Origin of the sequence: Rheinheimera mangrovi (genome assembly GCF_003990335.1) — a bacterium.
Taxonomy (GTDB): Bacteria; Pseudomonadota; Gammaproteobacteria; order Enterobacterales; family Alteromonadaceae; genus Pararheinheimera; species Pararheinheimera mangrovi.
This window is the reverse complement of sequence record NZ_CP034683.1, coordinates 641,075-662,246: the sequence shown is the minus strand read 5'-3', so window position 1 is coordinate 662,246 and position 21,172 is coordinate 641,075. Positions and strand designations below refer to the sequence as shown.

The following is a 21,172-nucleotide window of genomic DNA, read 5'->3' as shown; positions in this document are numbered from 1 at the left end:
AATCGCAGCATGGCAAAAGCAATTAATATGGCCGAGGTAGAAAAAGCGTTAAGTGGCTTTACTATTCCCCCTCAGCCGACTGTTTTATTAAGTATCAAAGCAGAAATTGAAAGTGATGATCCGAACATTAAGCGTATTGCTGAACTGATCAATCAGGATCTGGGGATTGCGGGTTTTACCCTCAAAGTGGTGAACTCTGTCTATTTTGGTTTGCGTCGTAAAATCAGCTCAGTAGAACATGCCTGTAAGTTTTTAGGTTTAACCCGGGTGATTAAATTAGTCAGCTCTGTGGTGTTGCGTTTTACTCTAAGCGAAGGCCGGACTGACCGTTTCACTGAAAACCTGTGGCAAAGCGCCGGCAACGTGGCCAATGCCGCTACTTTGTTAGCACAGCAGCTGCGTTATGGTACAGATTGCGCTGACGATGCCTACAGCTTAGGTTTATTCCATAATGCCGGTATGCTGTTGATCAGCAGCCAGTTTAAAGATTATGCCAAAGTACTGAAACAAGCTCATTTAGCGGGCTACAGCATGTCTGACGCTGAAGATCAGAATTTCCAGACCACCCACGAACTGCTGGGCTATATGATTGCTCAGTCCTGGGGCTTAGCACCTGAGCTGACCAATGTGATCGCTTACCACCACAGCCATGCGCTGATCCTGGCCTCTGATGATATCTACGAAAAACGTTTATTTGCTTTGCTGAAACTGGCTGAGCATATGACAGATGAAAGCAAAGTTTTGCTGGATTTAGATATGGATCCGGAATGGGATCATCATAAAGCCACTATTCTGGATATTCTGGAGCTGGACGAACTGGCCCTGCACGACTTAGGCGACTACCTGCAGCAGCAAGGTGTGCCAAATAGGTACCACGCTTGATATCCCCTTCGTACTTGAAGCCGCAGCTTTGTTGACTTCGCTTCTAGCCCCAGTCGCATAGGCAACTATGCTCCTGGGGTCTCGCTCGCTTGTCGCCTCGCTGCGACTTCAACTACTTTGGGTATAGCCGACCTTTGTTCTGAGGAATTTATAACGATGCGTATTGTACTAGCCCCAATGGAGGGTGTGGTGGACCATTTAATGCGGGATATGTTAACCCGTATTGGTGGTTTTGATTTATGCATCACTGAATTTGTCCGGGTGGTAGACCAACTTTTGCCAAACCGGGTTTTTACCCGTATTTGTCCTGAATTAAAGCAAGGTGGCGTAACTCCGGCCGGTGTGCCGGTGCGGGTGCAATTGTTGGGGCAAGAACCACAATGGCTTGCCGAAAATGCTGTACGTGCTGTGCAACTTGGTTCTCCGGGAGTGGATTTGAATTTTGGCTGTCCGGCCAAAGCGGTCAATAAAAGCCGCGGCGGAGCTGTGCTGCTAAAAGAAACCGAAACCTTGTACCAGATTATTAAAGCAGTGCGTGATGCAGTACCGTCCCAGTTTCCGGTCACAGCAAAAATACGCTTAGGTTTTGACGATACCAGCCTGACACTCGACAACGCCCGCGCTATTTATGAAGCCGGAGCAAGCGAGCTGACAGTTCATGCCCGCACTAAAAGTGATGGCTATCGACCGCCTGCGTATTGGCCCTGGATCAAACAAATCCGCCAAACCATACCTTTGAATGTGGTCGCCAATGGCGAAATCTGGACACCAGAAGATGCAGCTTTGTGTTTAGAACAATCCGGCAGCACAGATTTAATGTTAGGCCGCGGTGCTTTAGCCAGCCCGGGTTTAGCCCGCGATATCAAACAGCACTTTGCTAATGGCACTCATCAGAAAATGCCATGGCCTCAAGTACTGGAACTGCTGTTGCAGTACTCAGACTATGAAATAGCAGGCGACAAAGGCCTGTATTATTCCAACCGGATTAAACAGTGGTTTAGTTACCTAAAGCTGCAGTATGTCGAAGCCGAAACCTTATTCCAGCAACTACGGGTACAGCAAAAAGCAGCGGATTTAGTAGCGACTTTGCATGGGGCTTTGGAGAAGCTTTCAAGCATCTCTGAACATTAACCCGCGGAGATTCGACTCAAACGGCACGGTCAACTACAACGCAGACTCGCCGTAAATACGTACATGTAGGGTCCTGTTCGGCCCTGGGGTTTTGCAGAGCAAAACCCGTTCAGTCGGCAGCAAGTCAGATTGCTGACTTGCTGAAATCCCGACTTCACCCAACTGGACAGGGTCTGCTAACGCAGTTGTCCGGCCGTTTCCCAAGCTCCTTTGTATCTTCACTTTGTGCCAAAAGCGGATATTGCCTGTACTACTGGGCGAATACACAGTGTTATTTGCTTTCAGCACAAAACAGGCACGCTTTGTACAAGCTAACAGGCACATTTATCTGTTGCTGAAAAAGAAAAAACACTCTAATTTAGATACTTAGAGTGGGCCAACCTAAAAATAACAGGCCAGAGAAAAGAAATACTGTGCCAGCACGCTTTGTTCGCAGCTAGTAGTGGTTGATTGTGATTAATTGATTTTTATTAATAAGTTAATGCTGGCATGCCATCTGGTAGAACCAGAGAAGGCGTGCTGGCACAATATACAAATGTTATGTGATCTGAAATGGACAAGCCACGAATTAATGTAGACTTCAATGAACTAATAGAAAAAGATTTGGTTCTACTTTCTAAAACAGATGAAGTTCAAGACTCAGCCGGTGAAAATATTATCCTGCAGGTCGGCAAGCCAGTAGCAATATATGAATATAACCACTATGAAAGTGGCGAAAGGGAATATCTGTTAGCTGAGGGAATTGCAGTCTTGAATGAAGTTCAAGAAAATCCCATCGCAAAATGGTGTTGCCGTATAAATGAGCATGGAATTAAAGTAGTGAGCACATAACAAAGTGCTCCAACACGCGCACTTCGTGCGCTGGACAGTTTGTAAGTCGCGGCTTTGTGGTTTTGCTGCGCAAAAGTAATCCACAAAACCATGACTTACAAACTGCCGTTGAGCACGGCGTTAGGTAAATCCATGAGAAAAATCATATTGTTGTTCATTGTCCTATCTTTCTTTGGATGCTCATTATTAAATACATCAAAAAGAGAAATACGAAATTCTGAAAAGTTATGGGCGACTTCTGCGGTAAAGAATTACAACTACACATTTACAGTTGCATCTTTGGCTAGAGACAATGAGTGCTCAACTCCTAAAGTTGGAATTGAGGTTGAAGTGAGAAATGGAAAGCTTACGAAGTTCGGTACTTGCGCATTAACTGTAGAAAAAGCTTCTCAATTTGGAACAGTAGAGAGGGTGTTTGAAACTCTGAAAAATGAAAGGTCTAGCTCACCTCCTGGTCTAGAGGTAAGATTTAATAAGGTTTATGGGTATCCTGAATATATAGACATAAACTATTCTAGGTGGCTAACTGATCATAGAGTTCAATACCACCTGCGTAATTTCAAGGTCATGGAGTAAAGTTACCTAACAAAGTGCTCCAACTCACGCACTACGTGCGCTGGACAGTTTGTAAAGAATTAGCACCTAACTAAGTGAATTAAAGTGAATGAATACGATAGAAAAAGAAGCTCTAGGCGCTCATTACTTGGTAATTTGTTGGGCGCAACTCTCGGAATGATAGGTTGTTATTATGGTATGGATGCATACTACGATGGCGATGAGAAAGTAGGGCGAATTCCCCCAGTATTGTTTGCGTTTCTGAGCTTATTACTTGTTTTTACATGCTCCAATTCATTGTTTAAATTAAACAAGACATCCAATAAGAAAGCCGGAAGTGGCACCGAAACATAACAAAAAAATTAAGTCGCCTGCAGGCGCAGGCTGGGGCACATACACACAGGGCGGCTTCGCCATTATGCCCTACGTGTCTGCGCCCTTTATTTAGAAGTTATGTTCTCTAAAGGGATTTTGTGCATTGAACAAAAGCAACAAATTTAAGCTCTCGCTTATAGCATTAATTGCCTGCGTCATTGGCTTTCAGTTTTCGACACCGAGCATGAATTTTTATACTAACCCGTTCTATATTGGCGCTTTCATTTTCGCTATCGCTTTGTTGGTTAGTGCGCTGAATTTTTTCTGTCCAAACTGCAAGAAAAATCAGGTTACGCTCTCTTTAAAGCAGTTTAAGCTTCCGAGTAATACATGCTGCAATTGTGGTTACAAGTTTTGTAAAAATGGCACGGAATAATATCGGTGCTCAGAACATAACAAGCAAATGCATCCGACGCCAAACAGCGGCGCGGCTGATTAGAGCGTTATGTCCATTTTTCGCTCTTAGCTGCCAATCAGAAAAGGCCATACGGTAATCATCCCTTAAATTAACTGACGCTAAAAGTAGAATTTTCTCGTAATATAAACGCAGGAGATTCTGCATGAAAACATCAAAATTTAGTGACAGCCAAATCCTGGCAATTTTAAAACAAGCGGAAGCTGGAGCTCCGGTTCCCGAACTCTGCCGTGAGCACGGTATGAGTTCGGCCACCTTTTACAAATGGCGCGCCAAATTTGGCGGCATGGATGCATCCATGATGGCCCGGCTTAAAGAGCTGGAGGCGGAAAATGCCCGGCTGAAAAAGATGTACGCCGAAGAACGGCTCAAAGCCGAAATCCTCAAAGAGGCCATCGAAAAAAAGTGGTAAAGCCGTCGCGCCGACGGGAATTGGCGCAAAAGGCGGTGCGCGAGAAATCCATTTCTGTCACATTGGCCTGTGCGGTGTTTAGCATCAGTGAAACCTGCTACCGCTATCAGGCCCGTCTGAGGGATGAGAACGCGGAAATTGCGGACTGGCTGCTGCGCTTAACCTCCACTTACCGGAGTTGGGGCTTTGGCATGTGTTTCTATTACCTGCGTAATGTGAAACGCTTTGGCTGGAACCATAAACGTGTGCTGCGGATTTACCGCGAGCTGGAGCTGAACTTAAGGATAAAACCCAAGAAACGGCTCACCCGTGAAAAGCCTGAACCGCTGGCGGTGCCAGAGATGAAGAACCAATGCTGGTCGATGGATTTTATGCATGACCAGCTCGAGGATGGCCGCAGTTTCCGGCTGCTGAATATCATTGATGATTTTAACCGGGAAGGCTTAGCCATTGAGGTCGACTTCTCGCTACCGGCAGAACGGGTAGTCAGAGTGCTCAATCAAGTCATTGAGTGGCGAGGCAAACCCAAGGAAATCCGTAGCGACAACGGCCCTGAATACATTGGTTCTGTCCTCAAAAACTGGGCAGAATCAAACGGAGTGGCCCTGAAGTATATTCAGCCAGGCAATCCGCAGCAAAATGCCTATGTGGAGCGATATAACCGTACAGTTCGCTACGACTGGCTAAACCAATATTTATTCAGCAGTATTGCCGAAGTTCAGGACTATGCGACAGAATGGCTGTGGTTTTATAACAATGAACGGCCAAACAAAGCTTTGGGTGGCATACCACCGAAGTACAAGGACAACTTAGTAACACAGGCTTCTACTTCAAGCGTCCATTAAAAATGGGATGATTACCATACCAACTAATGGCACCAAATCCCCATTAGGGCGCGGTTCCGGTACTTCGCTGAGCTCAGTACGTCCATTCGGCGGCAAGCCAAATTGTTGGCTTACCGAAAGCCCGAATGAACCCAGAAAAAATTGGGTGGTCAAGGTTTTAAGGCTGGGAGTGTTTGAGTGAGGAGCCGGTAGCGACGAGCGAGTTGCCCAGCCGCCTTGGACACACGATTTTGGGCCGGGCTTTATACTTACTTCGCGCGTCCCCCTTCGGGGCCAGCTAAAGCTGTTCAACGCAAACCTTGTCGCTGCGACCTGGGGTCGCCTTTTATGAATTACATCCATGTAATTCACCCTGCGGGCCAGCCTTCGGCTGTTAGAAAGTGCTTCCTGAACTTACTTGCTTTGGGTACTTTCTTTTGGCGAAGCAAAAGCAAAGTATCTCGCCAAAGGCGAAAGCTTCTGCGGTAAACATCAATGACTACTTGCAGCAGGTTCCAAACCGGTCGATTGCTCTGGCGATAACTCTTCAGACTGAATATCAGCACTCAATACCAAAGCCGAAGTCGGCTGAATACAACAAGCCAATACTTCATCCCCGCCACAACTCATGCTGGGCTCCAGCACCTGCTGGTATTCACCTTTAACAACCCGCACTTTACAAAGGCCACAAGAACCTCCTTTGCAGTCGTAATTCAGCGGTACTCTTGCAGCCAGAATAGCATCCAGTACTGATTTATGGCCCTGGCTATCTGCAAACACACCATTGATTTCAATAGGGAAACTTTGCTCGCTGGCCGAAGCACTAAAAAACTCGGCATAACAATGCTGGGCTCCTAAAATGCCCAAATCATAAATCAGCTGCTCCACCATTTTGGCTGAAGCGCAAAAGTAATACTGAGCCTGAGCGCCTGCCAGTTTATACAAATACCCTGCGTCAATGCGGCCTTTAAAGCCTTGCCAGTCTGCTGGCGGCTGAGTCAAAGCAATACGAAGTTGTAAACGGGGTAAACGGCGTAGTAAGGGATAAAATACGATATCGTCCAGACGACGGGCCTGATACACCAGAAACACCTGACGTTTTTGCCGGATTGCGGCATAAGCCATTGCCAACATTGGCGTAATACCTACACCACCAGCCACCAGCACCAGCGGCTGGCGCGAGCGGTTTAATAAAAAATGGCCACGTGGATAAGAGCTTTCGATGAAGTCGCCTACTTTTAAATGCTGGAATAAAGCCTGACTCAAGCGGCCATCGGTTTCAGCTTTAATCACCAGTTGGTAATAACGCTGCTGACTACAATCCTGTGCCAATGAATAAGCGCGGCTGACGGGTTTGCCCTGTAAATCTTTGCCATACAATAGAATATGCTGACCCGCTTTAGCTTTGGGTAATAGCAGGCCGTCCGGATGCTGCAGCCATAACTTCAAATACTGGCCCTGGCGTTTTACCCTTACCAGTTGCAGTTTCAAACGCTGGTTCTGTAATTTTGGCAAAGCAATATGCTGCCAATAACCACGGCCAAATAAGAACAATGTCAAAAACAGCAGAGCAAAAGTCAGGACGATCATTGGAGCTGTAGCGAGTTCAGATAAGAATAATTATCAAATGATAACAGATCGCATTTAGGCTGCCAAGCGGGAAATTAATAGCAGAACACAGAGTGAAACAGAGAGCGGGATGAAGGGCAGAGCAAAGCTCTGCCCCTGTCAAATTACCAGTTCAGAATGACTTTACCGGATTGGCCTGAGCACATAATCTCAAAACCTTCCTTGTAGTTTTCCATTGGCATTTCGTGGGTAACTATTGGGCTTAAGTCCAGACCTGACTGAATTAAGCTGGCCATTTTGTACCAGGTTTCAAACATTTCGCGGCCGTAAATGCCTTTGATCACCAGGCCTTTAAAAATAACCTTATTCCAGTCCACCGCCATATCTGAAGGTGGAATACCCAGCATAGCAATTTTGCCGCCATGGTTGATGGTATCTAACATGCCACGGAAGGCAGAAGGCACACCGGACATTTCCAGACCTACGTCAAAACCTTCGGTCATGCCTAGCTCTTTCATCACGTCTTTTAAATCTTCTTTGCTGACGTCTACTGCTCGGGTCGCACCCATTTTACGCGCCAGCTCTAAGCGGTATGGGTTCACGTCGGTAATGACGATATGACGGGCGCCGACATGGCGCGCAACGGCCACAGCCATTATGCCTATAGGGCCAGCGCCAGTGATCAGTACGTCTTCACCTACTAAATCAAAAGACAAAGCAGTGTGCACTGCGTTACCAAATGGGTCGAAGATAGCCGCGATATTATCCGGAATATTGTCCGGAATTTTAAACACGTTAAAAGCCGGAATAGACAGGTATTCAGCAAAAGAACCTTCACGGTTAACGCCTACACCGACGGTGTTGCGGCATAAATGCACACGACCGGCGCGGCAGTTACGGCAGAAACCACAGACCAAATGGCCTTCACCTGAGACGCGATCGCCTTTGGCAAAACCACGGACTTCCGAGCCCATGTCGACTATCTCGCCGACATATTCGTGACCTACCACCATGCCATGAGGAATAGTTTTTTGTGCCCATTCATCCCATTTGTAGATATGCACGTCTGTGCCACAAATAGCGGTTTTTTTGATTTTAATCAGCACATCATTTGGGCCTACTTTTGGCATTTCTACTTCTGTTTGCCAAATGCCCGGTTCTGCTTTTAATTTTGCTAATGCTTTCATCATGGCGTCCTCAGGCAATTACGCCCATTTCTTTACCAATACGAATAAAGGCTGTGATGGCCTTATCCAGGTGTTCTTTGTCATGCGCGGCCGAGATCTGAGTACGAATGCGCGCCTGATCTTTGGGCACTACCGGGAAAGAGAATCCCACTACATAAATGCCTTCGGCGAGCATACGGCGCGCCATTTCAGCTGCAACTTTGGCATCACCTAACATCACAGGAATAATAGCGTGATCTTTGCCTGCCAGCGTAAAACCAGCAGCTGACATTTTTTCGCGGAAATAACTGACGTTGTCCCATAACTTAGCGCGCAGTGCATCACCGTTCGCCAATAAATCCAGCACTTTGATAGAGGCAGTCACAATAGAAGGCGCTAAAGAGTTAGAAAATAAATAAGGCCGTGAACGCTGGCGTAACCACTCGATGATTTCTTTTTTGCCTGAGGTATAACCACCAGAAGCGCCACCTAAAGCTTTGCCTAAAGTACCAGTGATAATATCAACACGTTCCAGCACATCGCAGTATTCGTGGGTGCCGCGGCCATTTTTACCAACAAAACCCACAGCATGGCTGTCGTCCACCATCACCAGCGCATTGTATTTGTCGGCTAAGTCACAGATGGATTTTAAGTCAGCAATCACACCATCCATAGAAAATACGCCGTCTGTGGCGATCAGTTTAAAACGGGCGCCATCGGCATCTGCTTGCTTCAGCTGAGCTTCTAATTCGGCCATATCGTTATTGGCATAACGGTAACGTTTAGCTTTACATAAACGCACGCCATCAATGATCGATGCATGGTTTAACGAATCTGAAATGACCGCGTCTTCAGCACCTAAAATGGTTTCGAATAAACCGCCGTTGGCGTCAAAACAAGAGGAATACAAAATAGTGTCTTCAGTACCTAAAAAACCACTGATTTTTTGTTCCAGTTCTTTGTGAATATCCTGAGTACCACAGATAAAACGCACAGAGGCCACACCAAAACCGTGGGAATCCAGGCCTTGTTGGGCGGCTTTAATCAGTTCCGGGTTATTGGCTAAACCTAAGTAGTTATTGGCACAAAAATTTAAAACCTGTTCATGACCTACGGTCACGGCGGCTTGTTGCTGAGAGCTAATCACTCGTTCAGCTTTGTACAAGCCTTGCACTTTTACGTCTTCTATTTGTTGTTGTAAGTGTGCAAGGAAAGGAGTCGTTCGCATAGCTGTCTCCAAAGAGGCTGTGGGCTTGGTAAAAACCGCCGTATTGTAATCACTAAGCGGTAGGGATGCAGCGCTTTTCTGTCAGAAAAGGCTGCAGATCGGATTAGTTGCGTAGCAAATTGTTGCCAGTTGGAAGTCAGAGCGTCTGATCACCGGACAACGCCTGGTAATGCTGTTGTAGTTTTTCTATACGAGGCAGAGCCTGAGCTGTGGCATAAGGCTTAAATAGCAGCAGCACTTTGAGCACCCCCAGATAAGCTTGCTCTTTGTTCATGGAGGTTTGGGGCTCCTGGGTTTTTAAATAACTGATCCAGAAGGTCACCACCAGTTTAATAGTGTGGGCAAAATTAGCGATGTCTGTATCGTCTATTGCAATCACATCAGCTTTTTTTAATGCGCTTAATACTGAAATGACCTTAGCCAGCACAGCTTTTTGTACTGTCAGGTAATCCTGCTGCAAGGCAGGATCACGCGACAAAATATCCGGCAAGTTGGCGTAAAAGAAATGGAAGCGCCACATTAGTTCGAATACCACATCCAGATACTGGGCTAACGAGTCCAAAGCCTCAGACGGTTGGCTGGGAGGCTGTACTCTGCTGTCGAGCAACTTGGCGTATTCACGGAAAATATTCCGCACTATGTCTTCTTTATTGCGAAAATGGTAATACAGATTTCCCGGACTAATGCCCAGATGTGCAGCTATATGATTGGTGGTGATACAACGCTCACCCTGCTGGTTAAACAACTCAATACTGGCCTGCAGTATCTTGTCTTTGGTCCGTAGCTTCTTATCCATCCGCGTATTTCTTTTTATTTATTTTTTATTAATTTGCTATAGTAACGCCAATTCGATTAAAAACTCTAGTCTCGTATACCCTTCTTACTTGAAGCTGCAGCTTTGTTGACTGCGTGCTCTAGGCCCAGTCACATAGGACAACTATGCTCCTGGGGTCTCACGCACTTGTCGTCTCGCTGCAACATCAACTGCTTTGGGTATAGGCAAAACAGGGATCAGCCACAAACGATGAAAACCAAAGCGATTTATCCCGGTACTTTTGACCCTTTAACTAATGGTCACAGTGACTTAGTCCAGAGGGCTTCGCGTTTATTTGATCAGGTGATAGTGGCTGTTGCTTCTAACCCAAGCAAGCAACCTCTGTTTACGCTGGCAGAACGTGTGCAGTTGGCTGAACAATGTTTTGCAGATATTCCTAACGTGACAGTGGTGGGATTTTCAGGCTTGCTGGCCGATTTTGCCAAGAATAATCAGGCTCAGGTGCTGTTACGTGGCGTGCGGGCTGTAGCCGATTTTGAATACGAGTTTCAGCTTGCCAGTATGAATCGACAACTGAACCCGGACTTAGACAGCTTGTTTATGACACCTTCAGAAAAAAATACTTTTATCTCTTCCACTTTAGTGAAAGAAGTTGCCCGCCATGGTGGCGATGTCAGCCGTTTTGTAGCTTCTCATGTTGAACAGGCATTGAAGCGCAAGTTTGCTGCGGTTTAGCCTGAAACACGGATCCTGGTCGTAATGAAAAAACTTCAGTATAGTACTTTTACCCTGGCTTTTATGGCTTTGTCAGCACAAGCCACCCCTTGGATAGATACCCAGGACAATTACCTGCGCCAGTCACTGCAAACTTTGTCTCACGCAGGTTTAATCAGTGGCCCTGTGAATACCTACCCTTTAATGTGGAAAAACATTGCAAAAGATGTAGCAAAAGCTCCGAATCGCCGCTACAGCGAAGAGGTGACTTTTGCGCTAGCCCATGTACGTAAAGCTTTGAACGTCAACGAAAGTGACAAAACCGCAGGCATTAAACTCAAAGCTAATTCAGAGGTTATGGGTATTCTGAGTTTTGGCGAAAGCTATAACGAAAAAGCCAGCATCACAGTATTCAGCGAATTTCAGAATGATATTTTGGCTGGCCGCTCCGAAGTGCATTACCGAAAATTACATGACGGCAGTGCCGAACAGGAATTAACTTACGACAACAGTTATCTGGCAGCCTTGCTGGGCAACTGGGTAGTATCTGTTGATCAGGTCAGCTCCTGGTGGGGTCCTGGTCAGCAAAGTGCCTTACTGCAAAGCAATAACGCCCGCCCCTTGCCTTCTGTACGTTTAAGTCGTCATGGCTGGGATGCGATAGATTTGCCTGTGCTGAACTGGTTAGGCCCATGGAGCTTTACCACCTTTATCGGTTTAGGCGAACATCAAAGTGCGGTCAGTCAAACCCGCTACTGGGGTGGACGTTTTAATTTCAGACCTACCGCCGCTTTGGAACTGGGGGTTTCCCGAGTCAGCCAATGGGGCGGTCAGGGAAAAAATAATGGCTTTGGTGATTGGTGGGATATGCTTGCGAATAAAGATGAATCAAGCGCCAACTCAGACCAAAGAGCAGCTATAGATGCGAGCTACCATTTTACTCTGCTGAACCAGCCTCTGACCGCTTATGTGGAACTGGCCGATGATGATAACGCGGAAGATTTACCGGATAACCCCTTGTTGCTGGCCGGTGTGCGCAGTTACTGGGGTAATAGTTCAGGCATTCATACGGTCAATATGGAGTATTCAGATACTTATATCGATTGTCCGGATTCAGTGATCAAAGGCGATTGCGCTTATCAAGGCGAGTTATACCCTCAAGGTTACAGCAGATACGGCCGGGTGATTGGTAGTGGTTATGGCAAAGATGCGCGGGTATTGAGCGCTGGTTATCATTACCAGACCTATGATGGTATTAGTTGGTCAGGCCATCTGTATCTGGCTAATTATTATGATACCGCAGGTAATAGCGAACAAAGCTGGCAGGCGAAAGCAGAACACAGACGACCATTTTTTAATGGCTTACTCAGCTTGCAACTAGGTTATCTGGATCAATCGCCATTACTGCCCGAAGGCGCTGACGAAGTGGCAGCTGCCACCACCTGGGAATACAGGTTCTAACGAATTCGGGTCAGAATAAACATGGGGTCATAAGACCCCATGTTTATTCGCAACCGTCCCTCTCGCTTCCCGCTCGGGCCAATGCTTCGCATTGTCAAACATTGTTCCTGTCCATGTTTTTATAGCTTTATCACTATATTGCGTTTATACAGCAGCAACGACAGGTACCAAAACCCAATCACGTGCAGCACAGCAAACAAAAAAGACGCCAGTTTGGCAGGGAAAATCAAAGCTAACTGCTCAAAGCCCCACTGATACAGCGATACTGAACCTGCGTCAGTTGGAATAAAAATAAGCTGACCAATAAGCACAGCCCACAACCAGGACAAGATATAAATAAACAGCGGATTAGTACCGTAGACTTTTAAAGGTTCTGCCAGAACAGTCCAGCCTTTGATATCAATGCACCAAACCAAAATAGCTAATAACAATAAAATTAAGCCACTGCTCAGCGCCAGATAACTACCAGACCATAAGGCTTTATTCACAGGCCAAAGCAATTGCCACAGTGCAGCTAAAACCACCAAAGCCACGCCAGATAACAACAAGAGCCGCAACGCCTGGTTATGCTGCTTCCCCTGTAAAGTTGAAGCCGTAGCAAAACCAATCAATACGGCCACAATACAAGGCAAAGTACTTAAAAGGCCTTCAGGATCAAAAGCCACACCAAAACCCTGATACAAATGTGCGGCACCAAAAATGGCCAGATCCCATTGCCGCACCAGGTTGTGCTGCAGGCTATAAGGCTGCTCGCCACCACCCAGTATCAAAGCCAACCAATACAACAACACTAAAACCACGGCAATGAAAGGCAAATAACTACGTTTGACGCTTAATACCAGCAACGCAGCACACCAGTACGCTAGCCCTATTCGTTGTAATACACCTGGCAGGCGCAACTCGGCCAGATCCACACTAAAAGGCACGTAGTTCAACAGAACGCCGATACCAATCAGTTTTAAAGCCCGGCTACTGATACGCCAGACACTCTGTGGAGAAAGCTCTGTGGTTTTCAGCGAATAAAACATCGCTGCCCCCACCACAAATAAAAAGGTAGGGAACACAATATCAGCGAAGGTAAAACCATCCCATGGCGCATGCAACAGCGGACTATACACATGCTGCCAGGAGCCAGGCGTGTTTACCAAAATCATTAAAGCTATGGCTAAACCCCGTAAAGCATCCAGCGCATAAAAACGTGTTGAAGACATGCAGGCACCTATACCAAAAAAACGAGTCAGAATAGCCAAAGTAATTGATGTTGCAGCAAGGCGACAAGCGAACAAGTCCCCATGAGCATAGTTGTCCTATGTGCAGTTGGATTGAAGCGAGAACTCGCAGGTCAATCCAACGATAATGTGCAACAAACTATTGGGGCGCGAGAACGCAGTCAACGCAGCTGCAGCTTCAAGTACGCAGGATATTTATTTCCAGCTGGTTAACTTATGCCCTTTAACTGCATAAAACAGGATAAAGGCGTAACAAGGTAACATCACCAGATAAGCGCCCTGCTGCCCAAGACCAGAGCTGCTGGCAAGACCCCAAAACAATGGCCCAAAAGCGCCACCTGCGATCCCCATAATCAGTAGAGCTGAACCAATGCTGGTTAAAGCTCCCAAGCCAGATAAAGCCAGAGGCCATACCGCAGGCCAGACGATGGCATTGGCTAATCCAAGAATAGCGATAAATAACAAAGTATCTGGTAAAGCTGTGCCACCAAAAGGCACTAAAAGAGCATTTGCAATCAGATAAGAGTTGGTATCGCCAAAAACGATGGCCAAAGTTAGTACTAAACCTAAAACGGCTGAGACAGCTAAGGCTTTTTGTTGTGATAACACCCGAGGGATCAGCACTATGCCTAAGATATAACCCAATACCATACAAGCCATAGTATAAGAGGTCATGACAGTGTAGCGTTCAACCCCAAGCGACAAGGCAAATAAACCTATAGTGTCACCCGCTATCACTTCAACAGCCACATAGACAAATAAAGACAACACACCAAACACCAGCGCAGGTTTTGCTAATACTGCTTTGAGCTGATCGGTACCAGTGCCTGTATCCGACTCTTTTTCCAATTCAGGCAAAGGCGAATATTTGACAGCAAGTCCCAGTAAACCTAAAAATGCGGCCAGCCCTAAATAAGGCAATACCAGACTCGCCGCCATGGCGTCAATTTGGTCAGCAGTCAGAGTTGCATCAGCCGGCGCAGTAAAACCGCTGACAATCAAGGCGGTAAATACCAGTGGCGCCACAACACCAGCGGTTTTGTTTAAGATGCCCATAATACTGATGCGTACCGCAGCCGTATCTTCAGGACCTATTTTAACCACGTAAGGATTCACAGCAGTTTGTAATAAGGTTTGACCAGCACCAATCACCAATTGAGCCAGCAGAAATAAGCCAAAGGTTTGAGTTTGTGCCGCTGGAATATACAAAAGCCCTGCCAGCATCATCACTGCCATACCCAAAGCCATACCGTTTTTATAGCCCACCCGACGGATCAACCAGGCCGAAGGCAACGCAGTAAAAGTAACGGCTATATAAAAGGAAAACAGCACCAGAGAGGCCTGCAACGGGGTTAACTGCAGCATTTGTTTTAAGTAAGGCATCAAAGAGCCATTGAGCCAGGTGGCAAAACCCAGCACAAAAAACAGCATGGCCACTATGACCATGGGCAAAATACTGCGGCGAACCTTGGGGGTATCGACTGTCATTTCCATAATTCCTTCCTGTTGCTTTAATAATTATTATTTTGAATTTATTGGATATTTTTACTATTAGATAGCAGGACGACCTTCCAGCCAGCACTGCTGTACCAGACCTTCGTCATTCAGTAACACCAGATCGGCTTTGGCCCCCACCAGTATTTGTCCACGCTGCGCGCTGATACCTAAAAACTCGGCCGGATACAAAGACGCCATACGCACAGCTTCTGCCAACTCAAGGCCAAGCTCTTTCACGGCATAAGACACAGCGCTGGCCATATCCAGTACAGAACCTGCTAAATTGCCGTTTAAGTTGGTTAACTTGTTGCCATCCCGAATCACTTTACCGTCAAAAAAATCAAACTCGGTTTGACTGGTGCCAACAGGCGACATGGCGTCTGTGACTATCAGTAGCTTGCCTTTAGGCTTAGCAGCTAAAGCCACTTTCACCGCCAGGGGGTGTACATGCAAACCGTCTAAAATCACGCCACACCAGCTGTGTGGGTCGGCAAGTGCAGCCCCTACTACACCGGGTTCACGCGAAGTTAAAGGTGACATGGCATTGTATAAGTGGGTAAAGCCCGTAGCTCCGGCAGCCAAAGCAGCCTGTACTGTAGCAGCATCTGTATTGCTGTGACCTAAACAGACAATGACATTGGCTTGGACTAATTCTTTGATTTGTTCAGCGCTGATAGTTTCAGGCGCAACAGTCACCAGCTTGATGCCAAGGTCGGTGCGACGATAAATCGCTAACTCAGCTTCGGATAAAGGCCGGATAAAGTTCTGCGGATGCACACCTCTCTTTGGCACGGATAAATGCGGGCCTTCAAAGTGCACACCCAAAACACCGGGCTCTTTATTCGCAATAGCCTGAGCTATCACATCAGCGGCTTGTTGCATCACAGCCACAGAATCAGTGATGACTGTTGGCAATAAAGCCGTGCTGCCAAACTGAGCATGGGCTTTGACCATAGTGCGCAGCGCTTCGAGACTGGTATCTGTGTTAAACAAAGCGCCACCACCGCCATTAACCTGCACGTCAATAAAACCCGGCACCAAAGTGCCAGCAAGCACAGCGCCAGCTGCGGGATGAATCGCATGAATGCGACCGGCTTCAATCTCCAGTGTCACATTCTGTTGCCAGTTCTGGCCATCAAAAAGCCGGGTTACTGAAATCTGTTGCATCAGGACCTCGTCAGACTGTTTTAGTGACTTTATTCAGGCCAGGAGGCGCATCCGGATTGACGCCACGGCTACGAGCCACAGCTTCAACATCCAGATAAAAACGCTGCAATAGCGCCAGAGGCAATACCCGCGGATTCGATAACAAGTCTGCATGGTGTAAATGCACAATACGGGCACCACGGCTGCGTACTTCGGCAATTTGTGCCTGATGAGCGGCATTGGCTTCATCCGCTATGCTGACATCGACAATGGCAAACTGGTCTTTGACTAAAGTCACAGGGCCATGCAGGAATTCAGCACTGGAAAAGGCCTCTGCATGAATGCCACAGACTTCTTTGAGTTTCAGCGCAATTTCACGGCTAATGGCATAACCAGGACCACGACCTAACACTACTAAATGCTCAACGCCTTGCAATGAGTGTGCTGTTAACTGAGCAGGCAATTCAATAGCGCGCTGCAGTAACTCTGGCAGGCTGATCACCGCATCCTGCAACTGGCTGTTACCAGACCATACCGCCACCAGCTGTAATAAAGCACTTAAGGTCGCGAGATAACTTTTGGTTGCAGCTACTGCTTTTTCAGCGCCCACATTCAGTGGGATCACCTGATCAGCCTGTTCAGCTAAAGGTGAACTTTCATCATTGACCAGAGCAACGACTAAAGCACCAGCGGCTTTGGCCATAGCTACCTGAGCCAGAATATCCGGGCTGCGGCCTGATTGTGAAATCACCAGTACCAATGCACCTGTTAAATCTAATTGTTTGTTGTATACGCTGGCGATAGAAGGGGCTGCAGCTGCAACAGGTAAACCTATTTCAATTTCTATCAGATACTTGGCAAATACGCCGGCGTGATCAGAAGATCCACGACCGACCATATAGACATAACGGGGTTGCTTTTGTTTGATAAGCGCCACTATGTCGGCAATACGACTGGCATTGGCCGCTAATTGTTCGCGGATCCGGCTTGGTGCTTCTGCAGCTTCCTGCGCCATAATGGTTCGGGTCATCTTGTGTTACTCACAGCTAATAGTTAAGAAACAAATTAAGAAATACGTTGGGCTTTGTGCTGACTTTGTTTGGCAAACCAAACCGCGCCAAATTCAGGGGCAGCTAAAGCCGGTGTGACTTTTTGCTGTACCTCGGAAGCCAGATAAGGTTGTAATTTGTGGGCCAAACCACCAATCAAGGACAATCGAGGTGGATTGATGCTTAATAAGCGCTGGGCTATCGCACTGATATGAGCAGCGGCTTGCTGCACTATCTGCTCAGCCAGAGCATCGCCTTGCTCTGCTGCAGTAAAAACCAGAGGCGCATATTTGGCATAGGTGGTTGGTGTGGCATGCATAAAGAAATCAACCAAAGCCAAAGTCTGACTCAGCTTTAATTCATGGCATAACAAATCGGTCAGTAAAGTCTGCGGACCTAATAAATCTTTGGCTAACAGCACATGATGCACCATCTGTAAGCCTATCCAGGCGCCGCTGCCATTATCACCATAAGGGAAACCATGGCCGCCAACTTCAATCAGTTGACCTTTCACATCAGCCAAACCGCAAGAACCTGTTCCTGCAATAATTACAGCACCATCGCCGCCTTGATGGGCGCCAATACAAGCTACATGCAAATCGCTGGTTAAATGCAATTGCGCAAAGGGATGCTGCCATTCTGAAAAAATACGGAAATATTCAGGCATGTTGACGCCAGCCAAACCGGCACCCACAATGAGTTTGGACATATCTTTAAAAGCCATACCAGCGCAAGTCAAAGCCTGCTGGGTCGCGGCCAGAATAGAGTCGGTTGCGACTTTCATACCACGTAACGGATTAGCGGGGCCAGATAAGCCTTCGCCTATTACCTGATTGTCTTCTGTGGTTATGATGACCCGGCATTTGCTGCCACCACCATCTACACCTAAATAAAACGGGCCATCATAGCCTACTGCTGTAGTCATCCCACCAACCTCATTGCATTGTCCGCTGGTCTGCATTAATCAAGTCCGATTAAGCTTTCACCTGTTGCTGTCCATTATTTCATCAAAAATCGAATTGACAGCGTTGTCATTTTTTCAATTCAGCATATAATAATTTTGACAAATAACAAGACCCTTGTTTAAAAATCGAGCTTAATTTTTCGAAATAAGCAGAAAAACTACTAAATTAACATTTAAAATCAATCAATTAAAAGAGGTCTACCTTGTCATTGTTCTGTCACTTTGCGTATTAAAAACACAAAAACATGCCTGAACAATTCACATAAAATCCATCAGGGAATAGCCCGCGGTACAGTGTACCGCTGTTTAGGGGAGCGTACGATGAAGTATTTTTTACTACTATGGCTTTGTATTAGTTACTTTTTTAGTGGACAAGTTCAGGCTTTTACTCAGGCTGAATTAGCCGATTTTGCTAAAAACACCGAATTAAAATTTGCGGTCAAAAGCAATTTTACCTCAGCTACTGCGCTCAAAGCTCAGGTCGAACTTATTCTGAGTAATAAATCATCGCAAACTCTGAAGGCAGGAGAAGGCAACTGGGTGTTGTATTTTCATGCGATCAGAAAACAGGAAGCTGCAGAGCAACATGGTTTGATACTGCAGCATGTGCAAGGTGACCTGCACAGTGTGAGCCCGGGTAAAAAATTTAAAGGGTTAAAACCAGGCGAGCAACTGCGCCTTACTTTTTCCCCCTCTTCTTCGATGGTCAGTTACAGCGACTGGATGCCACGGTCTTTTATTACTGCCAAAGGCTTAAAACCTGAAATCTTTGCCAATACGGATAGTGAAGATTTCAGTCGCTTTGTTGAGCCCTACACCAGAGCTGAACAATTGCAACGCTTTAATCATCCCGGGCCAGACTTATACCCAATAGCCACCAGTCAAAGCCGTTTTGTGCTCAACCAGCAGCAACTTTCCGCCTTTGAAAAACCAGAACAGCTATCCATAGTGCCGAGCCCACAACAGCTCAGTTACCAGCGTGGCCACACTCAACTCACTGCCGATTGGGTGATTTATCACAGTGGCCGTTTAACCTCTGAAGCCAGCTATTTGCAGCAACAATTAAAGCAGGTTACTGGTTTATCTTTAGCATTAACCACTCAGATTCCATCCACTAAGCAGCCGCATATAGCTGTGGGTATTGCGGATGTTAAAGAAAAAGCAGAAGGCTACCAGTTGGTGATCCATGATGAGCAAATTGCGCTAAATGCCAATGACAACGCCGGAACATTTTATGCAATTCAAAGTCTGCTGGCGCTGCTTCCGGTAGAAGGTGAACGTACTGTGTTACCTAATCTGACCATCAGCGACTGGCCACGATTTGGCTGGCGTGGTTTGCACTACGATATGGCGCGTAATTTCCATGGCAAAGAAGTCACCTTGCGAATGATTGACCAACTGGCGCGCTACAAACTAAATAAACTGCATCTGCATTTAACTGAGGATGAAGGCTGGCGCATTGAAATTCCAGGCTTACCAGAGCTGACTCAAATTGGCGCCAATCGCTGTTTTGATTTATCCGAACGCAACTGCCTGCTGACTCAGCTCGGCACAGGCCCTTTTGCATCAGGCAACGGCAATGGCTATTACAGCACAGCAGATTTTATTGAGATATTAAAATATGCCGCTGTTCGCCATATTGAAATCATTCCGGAAATCGATATGCCTGGTCATGCCAGAGCGGCAGTTAAAGCCATGCAGGCTCGTTACCTTGCACTGAAAGAACAAGGCAAAGAAGCAGAAGCGACGCAGTATTTATTGTCCGATCCTTTGGATCAATCTAAATACATGACAGTGCAAAACTACACAGACAACTCCATTAATGTCTGCTTGCCTTCAACTTATGCCTTTGTTGATAAAGTCATTTATGAACTACAGCAAATGTACCGTCAGGCTGGATTAAAACTCAGCACTTTCCATATGGGCGGCGATGAAACAGGCGTTGGTTCCTGGACCGCCTCTCCTGCTTGTCAGCAACTGATCGCAACACCAGACAATGGTATTGCAGGTGTCGCAGATCTTAAACCTTATTTCGTCGCCAAAGTGGCCCAACTGGCAGCCAATCGACAGCTGGCTTTAGGTGGTTGGGAAGATGGCTTAATGTATGACGCCAAAAACCCCTTCAACCGTCAGCAATTTGCTAATGAAAAGGTCTATGCCAATGTGTGGGATAATATTTGGGAATGGGGTGTTGGTGATCGCGCTTATCGTTTAGCGAATGCCGGTTATCAGGTGGTGTTATCGCATGGCACCCATTTGTATTTTGACCATCCTTACGAAGCTCACCCGGAAGAACGTGGTTACTACTGGGCTGCCCGTTTTACTGATGTCGCCAAAGTATTTGGTTACATGCCCGATGATTTATATGCCAATGCCGATAAAACCCGTGAAGGTAAAGTGATTGAAGATTTGGAAGTCTTGTTAGGTCAGGAACTGCCCCAACTCGAGAAACCAGAAAATATTCTCGGTATTCAGGGGCAAATCTGGACTGAAACCATTCGTACCCCACAACAGTTGGAGCAAATGTTGTATCCACGTTTATTGGCTTTGGCAGAACGAGCCTGGCACAAAGCTGATTGGGAAGGTGCAGATCCTGACACTGAGCAAAGGCAACAAGACTGGCAACGTTTTGGCTGGACTTTAACTCAAAAGGAATTACCACGTTTAGCGGAAGCTGGTGTGGCCTTGTATCTGCCACCACCAGGTGCAGTGCTGCAGGATGGTTTATTGCTGGCCAATAGCGCATGGCCTGGTTTAGTGGTCGAATACAGTGAAGACCAAGGCCAAAACTGGTTACCTTACTCCGAAGCGGTGAAAGTCAGCAGTAACTTACTACTGAGGACAAAAGCAAAAAATGGAGCCACCAGCAGAGTCACCAAGCTGGATTAGTCACAGGGTCAGAGCTTCGGCTCTGACCTGCGCTATGGAGGCTTAACTAACCTGAGCTTA

The 21,172-nt window shown here is 46.7% G+C and carries 17 protein-coding genes; 8 read left to right on the top strand and 9 right to left on the bottom strand.

The annotated features are described in order from the left end of the window. Positions 1-9 precede the first annotated feature (9 nt). The 5 genes from EK374_RS03090 to EK374_RS03060 all read left to right on the top strand — a co-directional run bounded on the left by EK374_RS03090 (position 10) and on the right by EK374_RS03060 (position 5,446). A complete protein-coding gene (locus EK374_RS03090; protein ID WP_127020037.1) occupies positions 10-882 on the top strand; it encodes an HDOD domain-containing protein in 873 nt (290 codons plus the stop codon). Positions 883-1,038: 156 nt separating this feature from the next. Further along, positions 1,039-2,013: a tRNA-dihydrouridine synthase gene (locus EK374_RS03085; RefSeq protein WP_127020035.1), complete on the top strand. Its 975-nt coding sequence runs from the start codon at positions 1,039-1,041 to the stop codon at positions 2,011-2,013. Between the two features lie 552 nt (positions 2,014-2,565). Continuing rightward, entirely contained in the window at positions 2,566-2,844 is a 279-nt protein-coding gene (locus EK374_RS03080) for a hypothetical protein (protein WP_127020033.1), read from the top strand. Positions 2,845-2,976: 132 nt separating this feature from the next. Further along, positions 2,977-3,420, top strand: coding sequence for a DUF6174 domain-containing protein (locus EK374_RS03075; protein WP_127020031.1), 444 nt, complete (start codon positions 2,977-2,979; stop codon positions 3,418-3,420). 914 nt (positions 3,421-4,334) lie between these two features. After that, positions 4,335-5,446 (top strand): IS3 family transposase gene (locus tag EK374_RS03060; RefSeq protein WP_407691844.1). Its coding sequence is split into 2 segments (ribosomal slippage): positions 4,335-4,596 and positions 4,596-5,446, totalling 1,113 coding nucleotides; the frame shifts between segments, so codons are not numbered across the junction. A 471-nt stretch (positions 5,447-5,917) separates the two neighbouring features. On the opposite strand, the gene EK374_RS03055 is transcribed toward EK374_RS03060, so the two are convergent. The 4 genes from EK374_RS03055 to EK374_RS03040 all read right to left on the bottom strand — a co-directional run bounded on the left by EK374_RS03055 (position 5,918) and on the right by EK374_RS03040 (position 10,184). Continuing rightward, positions 5,918-7,015 carry a 2Fe-2S iron-sulfur cluster-binding protein gene (locus tag EK374_RS03055; RefSeq protein WP_127020025.1) on the bottom strand — a complete coding sequence of 366 codons (1,098 nt, stop codon included), beginning with the start codon at positions 7,013-7,015 and terminating at the stop codon, positions 5,918-5,920. Positions 7,016-7,158: 143 nt separating this feature from the next. Then, positions 7,159-8,181 (bottom strand): L-threonine 3-dehydrogenase, encoded by a 1,023-nt coding sequence (gene tdh / locus EK374_RS03050; protein WP_127026421.1) that lies wholly within the window; start codon positions 8,179-8,181, stop codon positions 7,159-7,161. Between the two features lie 10 nt (positions 8,182-8,191). Beyond that, a complete protein-coding gene (locus tag EK374_RS03045; protein WP_127020023.1) occupies positions 8,192-9,388 on the bottom strand; it encodes a glycine C-acetyltransferase in 1,197 nt (398 codons plus the stop codon). A gap of 136 nt (positions 9,389-9,524) precedes the next feature. Beyond that, positions 9,525-10,184: a TetR/AcrR family transcriptional regulator gene (locus EK374_RS03040; protein ID WP_127020021.1), complete on the bottom strand. Its 660-nt coding sequence runs from the start codon at positions 10,182-10,184 to the stop codon at positions 9,525-9,527. Positions 10,185-10,412: 228 nt separating this feature from the next. On the opposite strand from EK374_RS03040, the gene coaD reads away from it, so the two are divergent. Then, complete coding sequence (coaD, locus tag EK374_RS03035) at positions 10,413-10,898, top strand: pantetheine-phosphate adenylyltransferase (RefSeq protein WP_127020019.1); 486 nt, start codon at positions 10,413-10,415, stop codon at positions 10,896-10,898. Positions 10,899-10,922: 24 nt separating this feature from the next. After that, the gene (locus EK374_RS03030) at positions 10,923-12,338 is read left to right on the top strand and encodes a capsule assembly Wzi family protein (protein ID WP_127020016.1); all 1,416 of its coding nucleotides are present in this window, start codon (positions 10,923-10,925) and stop codon (positions 12,336-12,338) included. A 119-nt stretch (positions 12,339-12,457) separates the two neighbouring features. On the opposite strand, the gene EK374_RS03025 is transcribed toward EK374_RS03030, so the two are convergent. The 5 genes from EK374_RS03025 to nagK form a co-directional block, all read right to left on the bottom strand. Then, positions 12,458-13,549 carry an acyltransferase family protein gene (locus EK374_RS03025; RefSeq protein WP_127020014.1) on the bottom strand — a complete coding sequence of 364 codons (1,092 nt, stop codon included), beginning with the start codon at positions 13,547-13,549 and terminating at the stop codon, positions 12,458-12,460. A 213-nt stretch (positions 13,550-13,762) separates the two neighbouring features. Next, positions 13,763-15,061 (bottom strand): N-acetylglucosamine MFS transporter NagP, encoded by a 1,299-nt coding sequence (gene nagP / locus EK374_RS03020; RefSeq protein ID WP_206099272.1) that lies wholly within the window; start codon positions 15,059-15,061, stop codon positions 13,763-13,765. A gap of 57 nt (positions 15,062-15,118) precedes the next feature. Beyond that, on the bottom strand, positions 15,119-16,231 hold the full coding sequence (gene nagA, locus EK374_RS03015) for an N-acetylglucosamine-6-phosphate deacetylase (RefSeq protein WP_206099271.1): 1,113 nt from the start codon (positions 16,229-16,231) through the stop codon (positions 15,119-15,121). Between the two features lie 10 nt (positions 16,232-16,241). Further along, complete coding sequence (nagB-II, locus tag EK374_RS03010) at positions 16,242-17,240, bottom strand: glucosamine-6-phosphate deaminase NagB-II (RefSeq protein WP_127020010.1); 999 nt, start codon at positions 17,238-17,240, stop codon at positions 16,242-16,244. Between the two features lie 35 nt (positions 17,241-17,275). Further along, a complete protein-coding gene (gene nagK, locus EK374_RS03005; RefSeq protein ID WP_127020008.1) occupies positions 17,276-18,184 on the bottom strand; it encodes an N-acetylglucosamine kinase in 909 nt (302 codons plus the stop codon). 360 nt (positions 18,185-18,544) lie between these two features. On the opposite strand from nagK, the gene EK374_RS03000 reads away from it, so the two are divergent. After that, positions 18,545-21,112, top strand: coding sequence for a family 20 glycosylhydrolase (locus tag EK374_RS03000; protein WP_127020006.1), 2,568 nt, complete (start codon positions 18,545-18,547; stop codon positions 21,110-21,112). Positions 21,113-21,172: the final 60 nt, after the last annotated feature.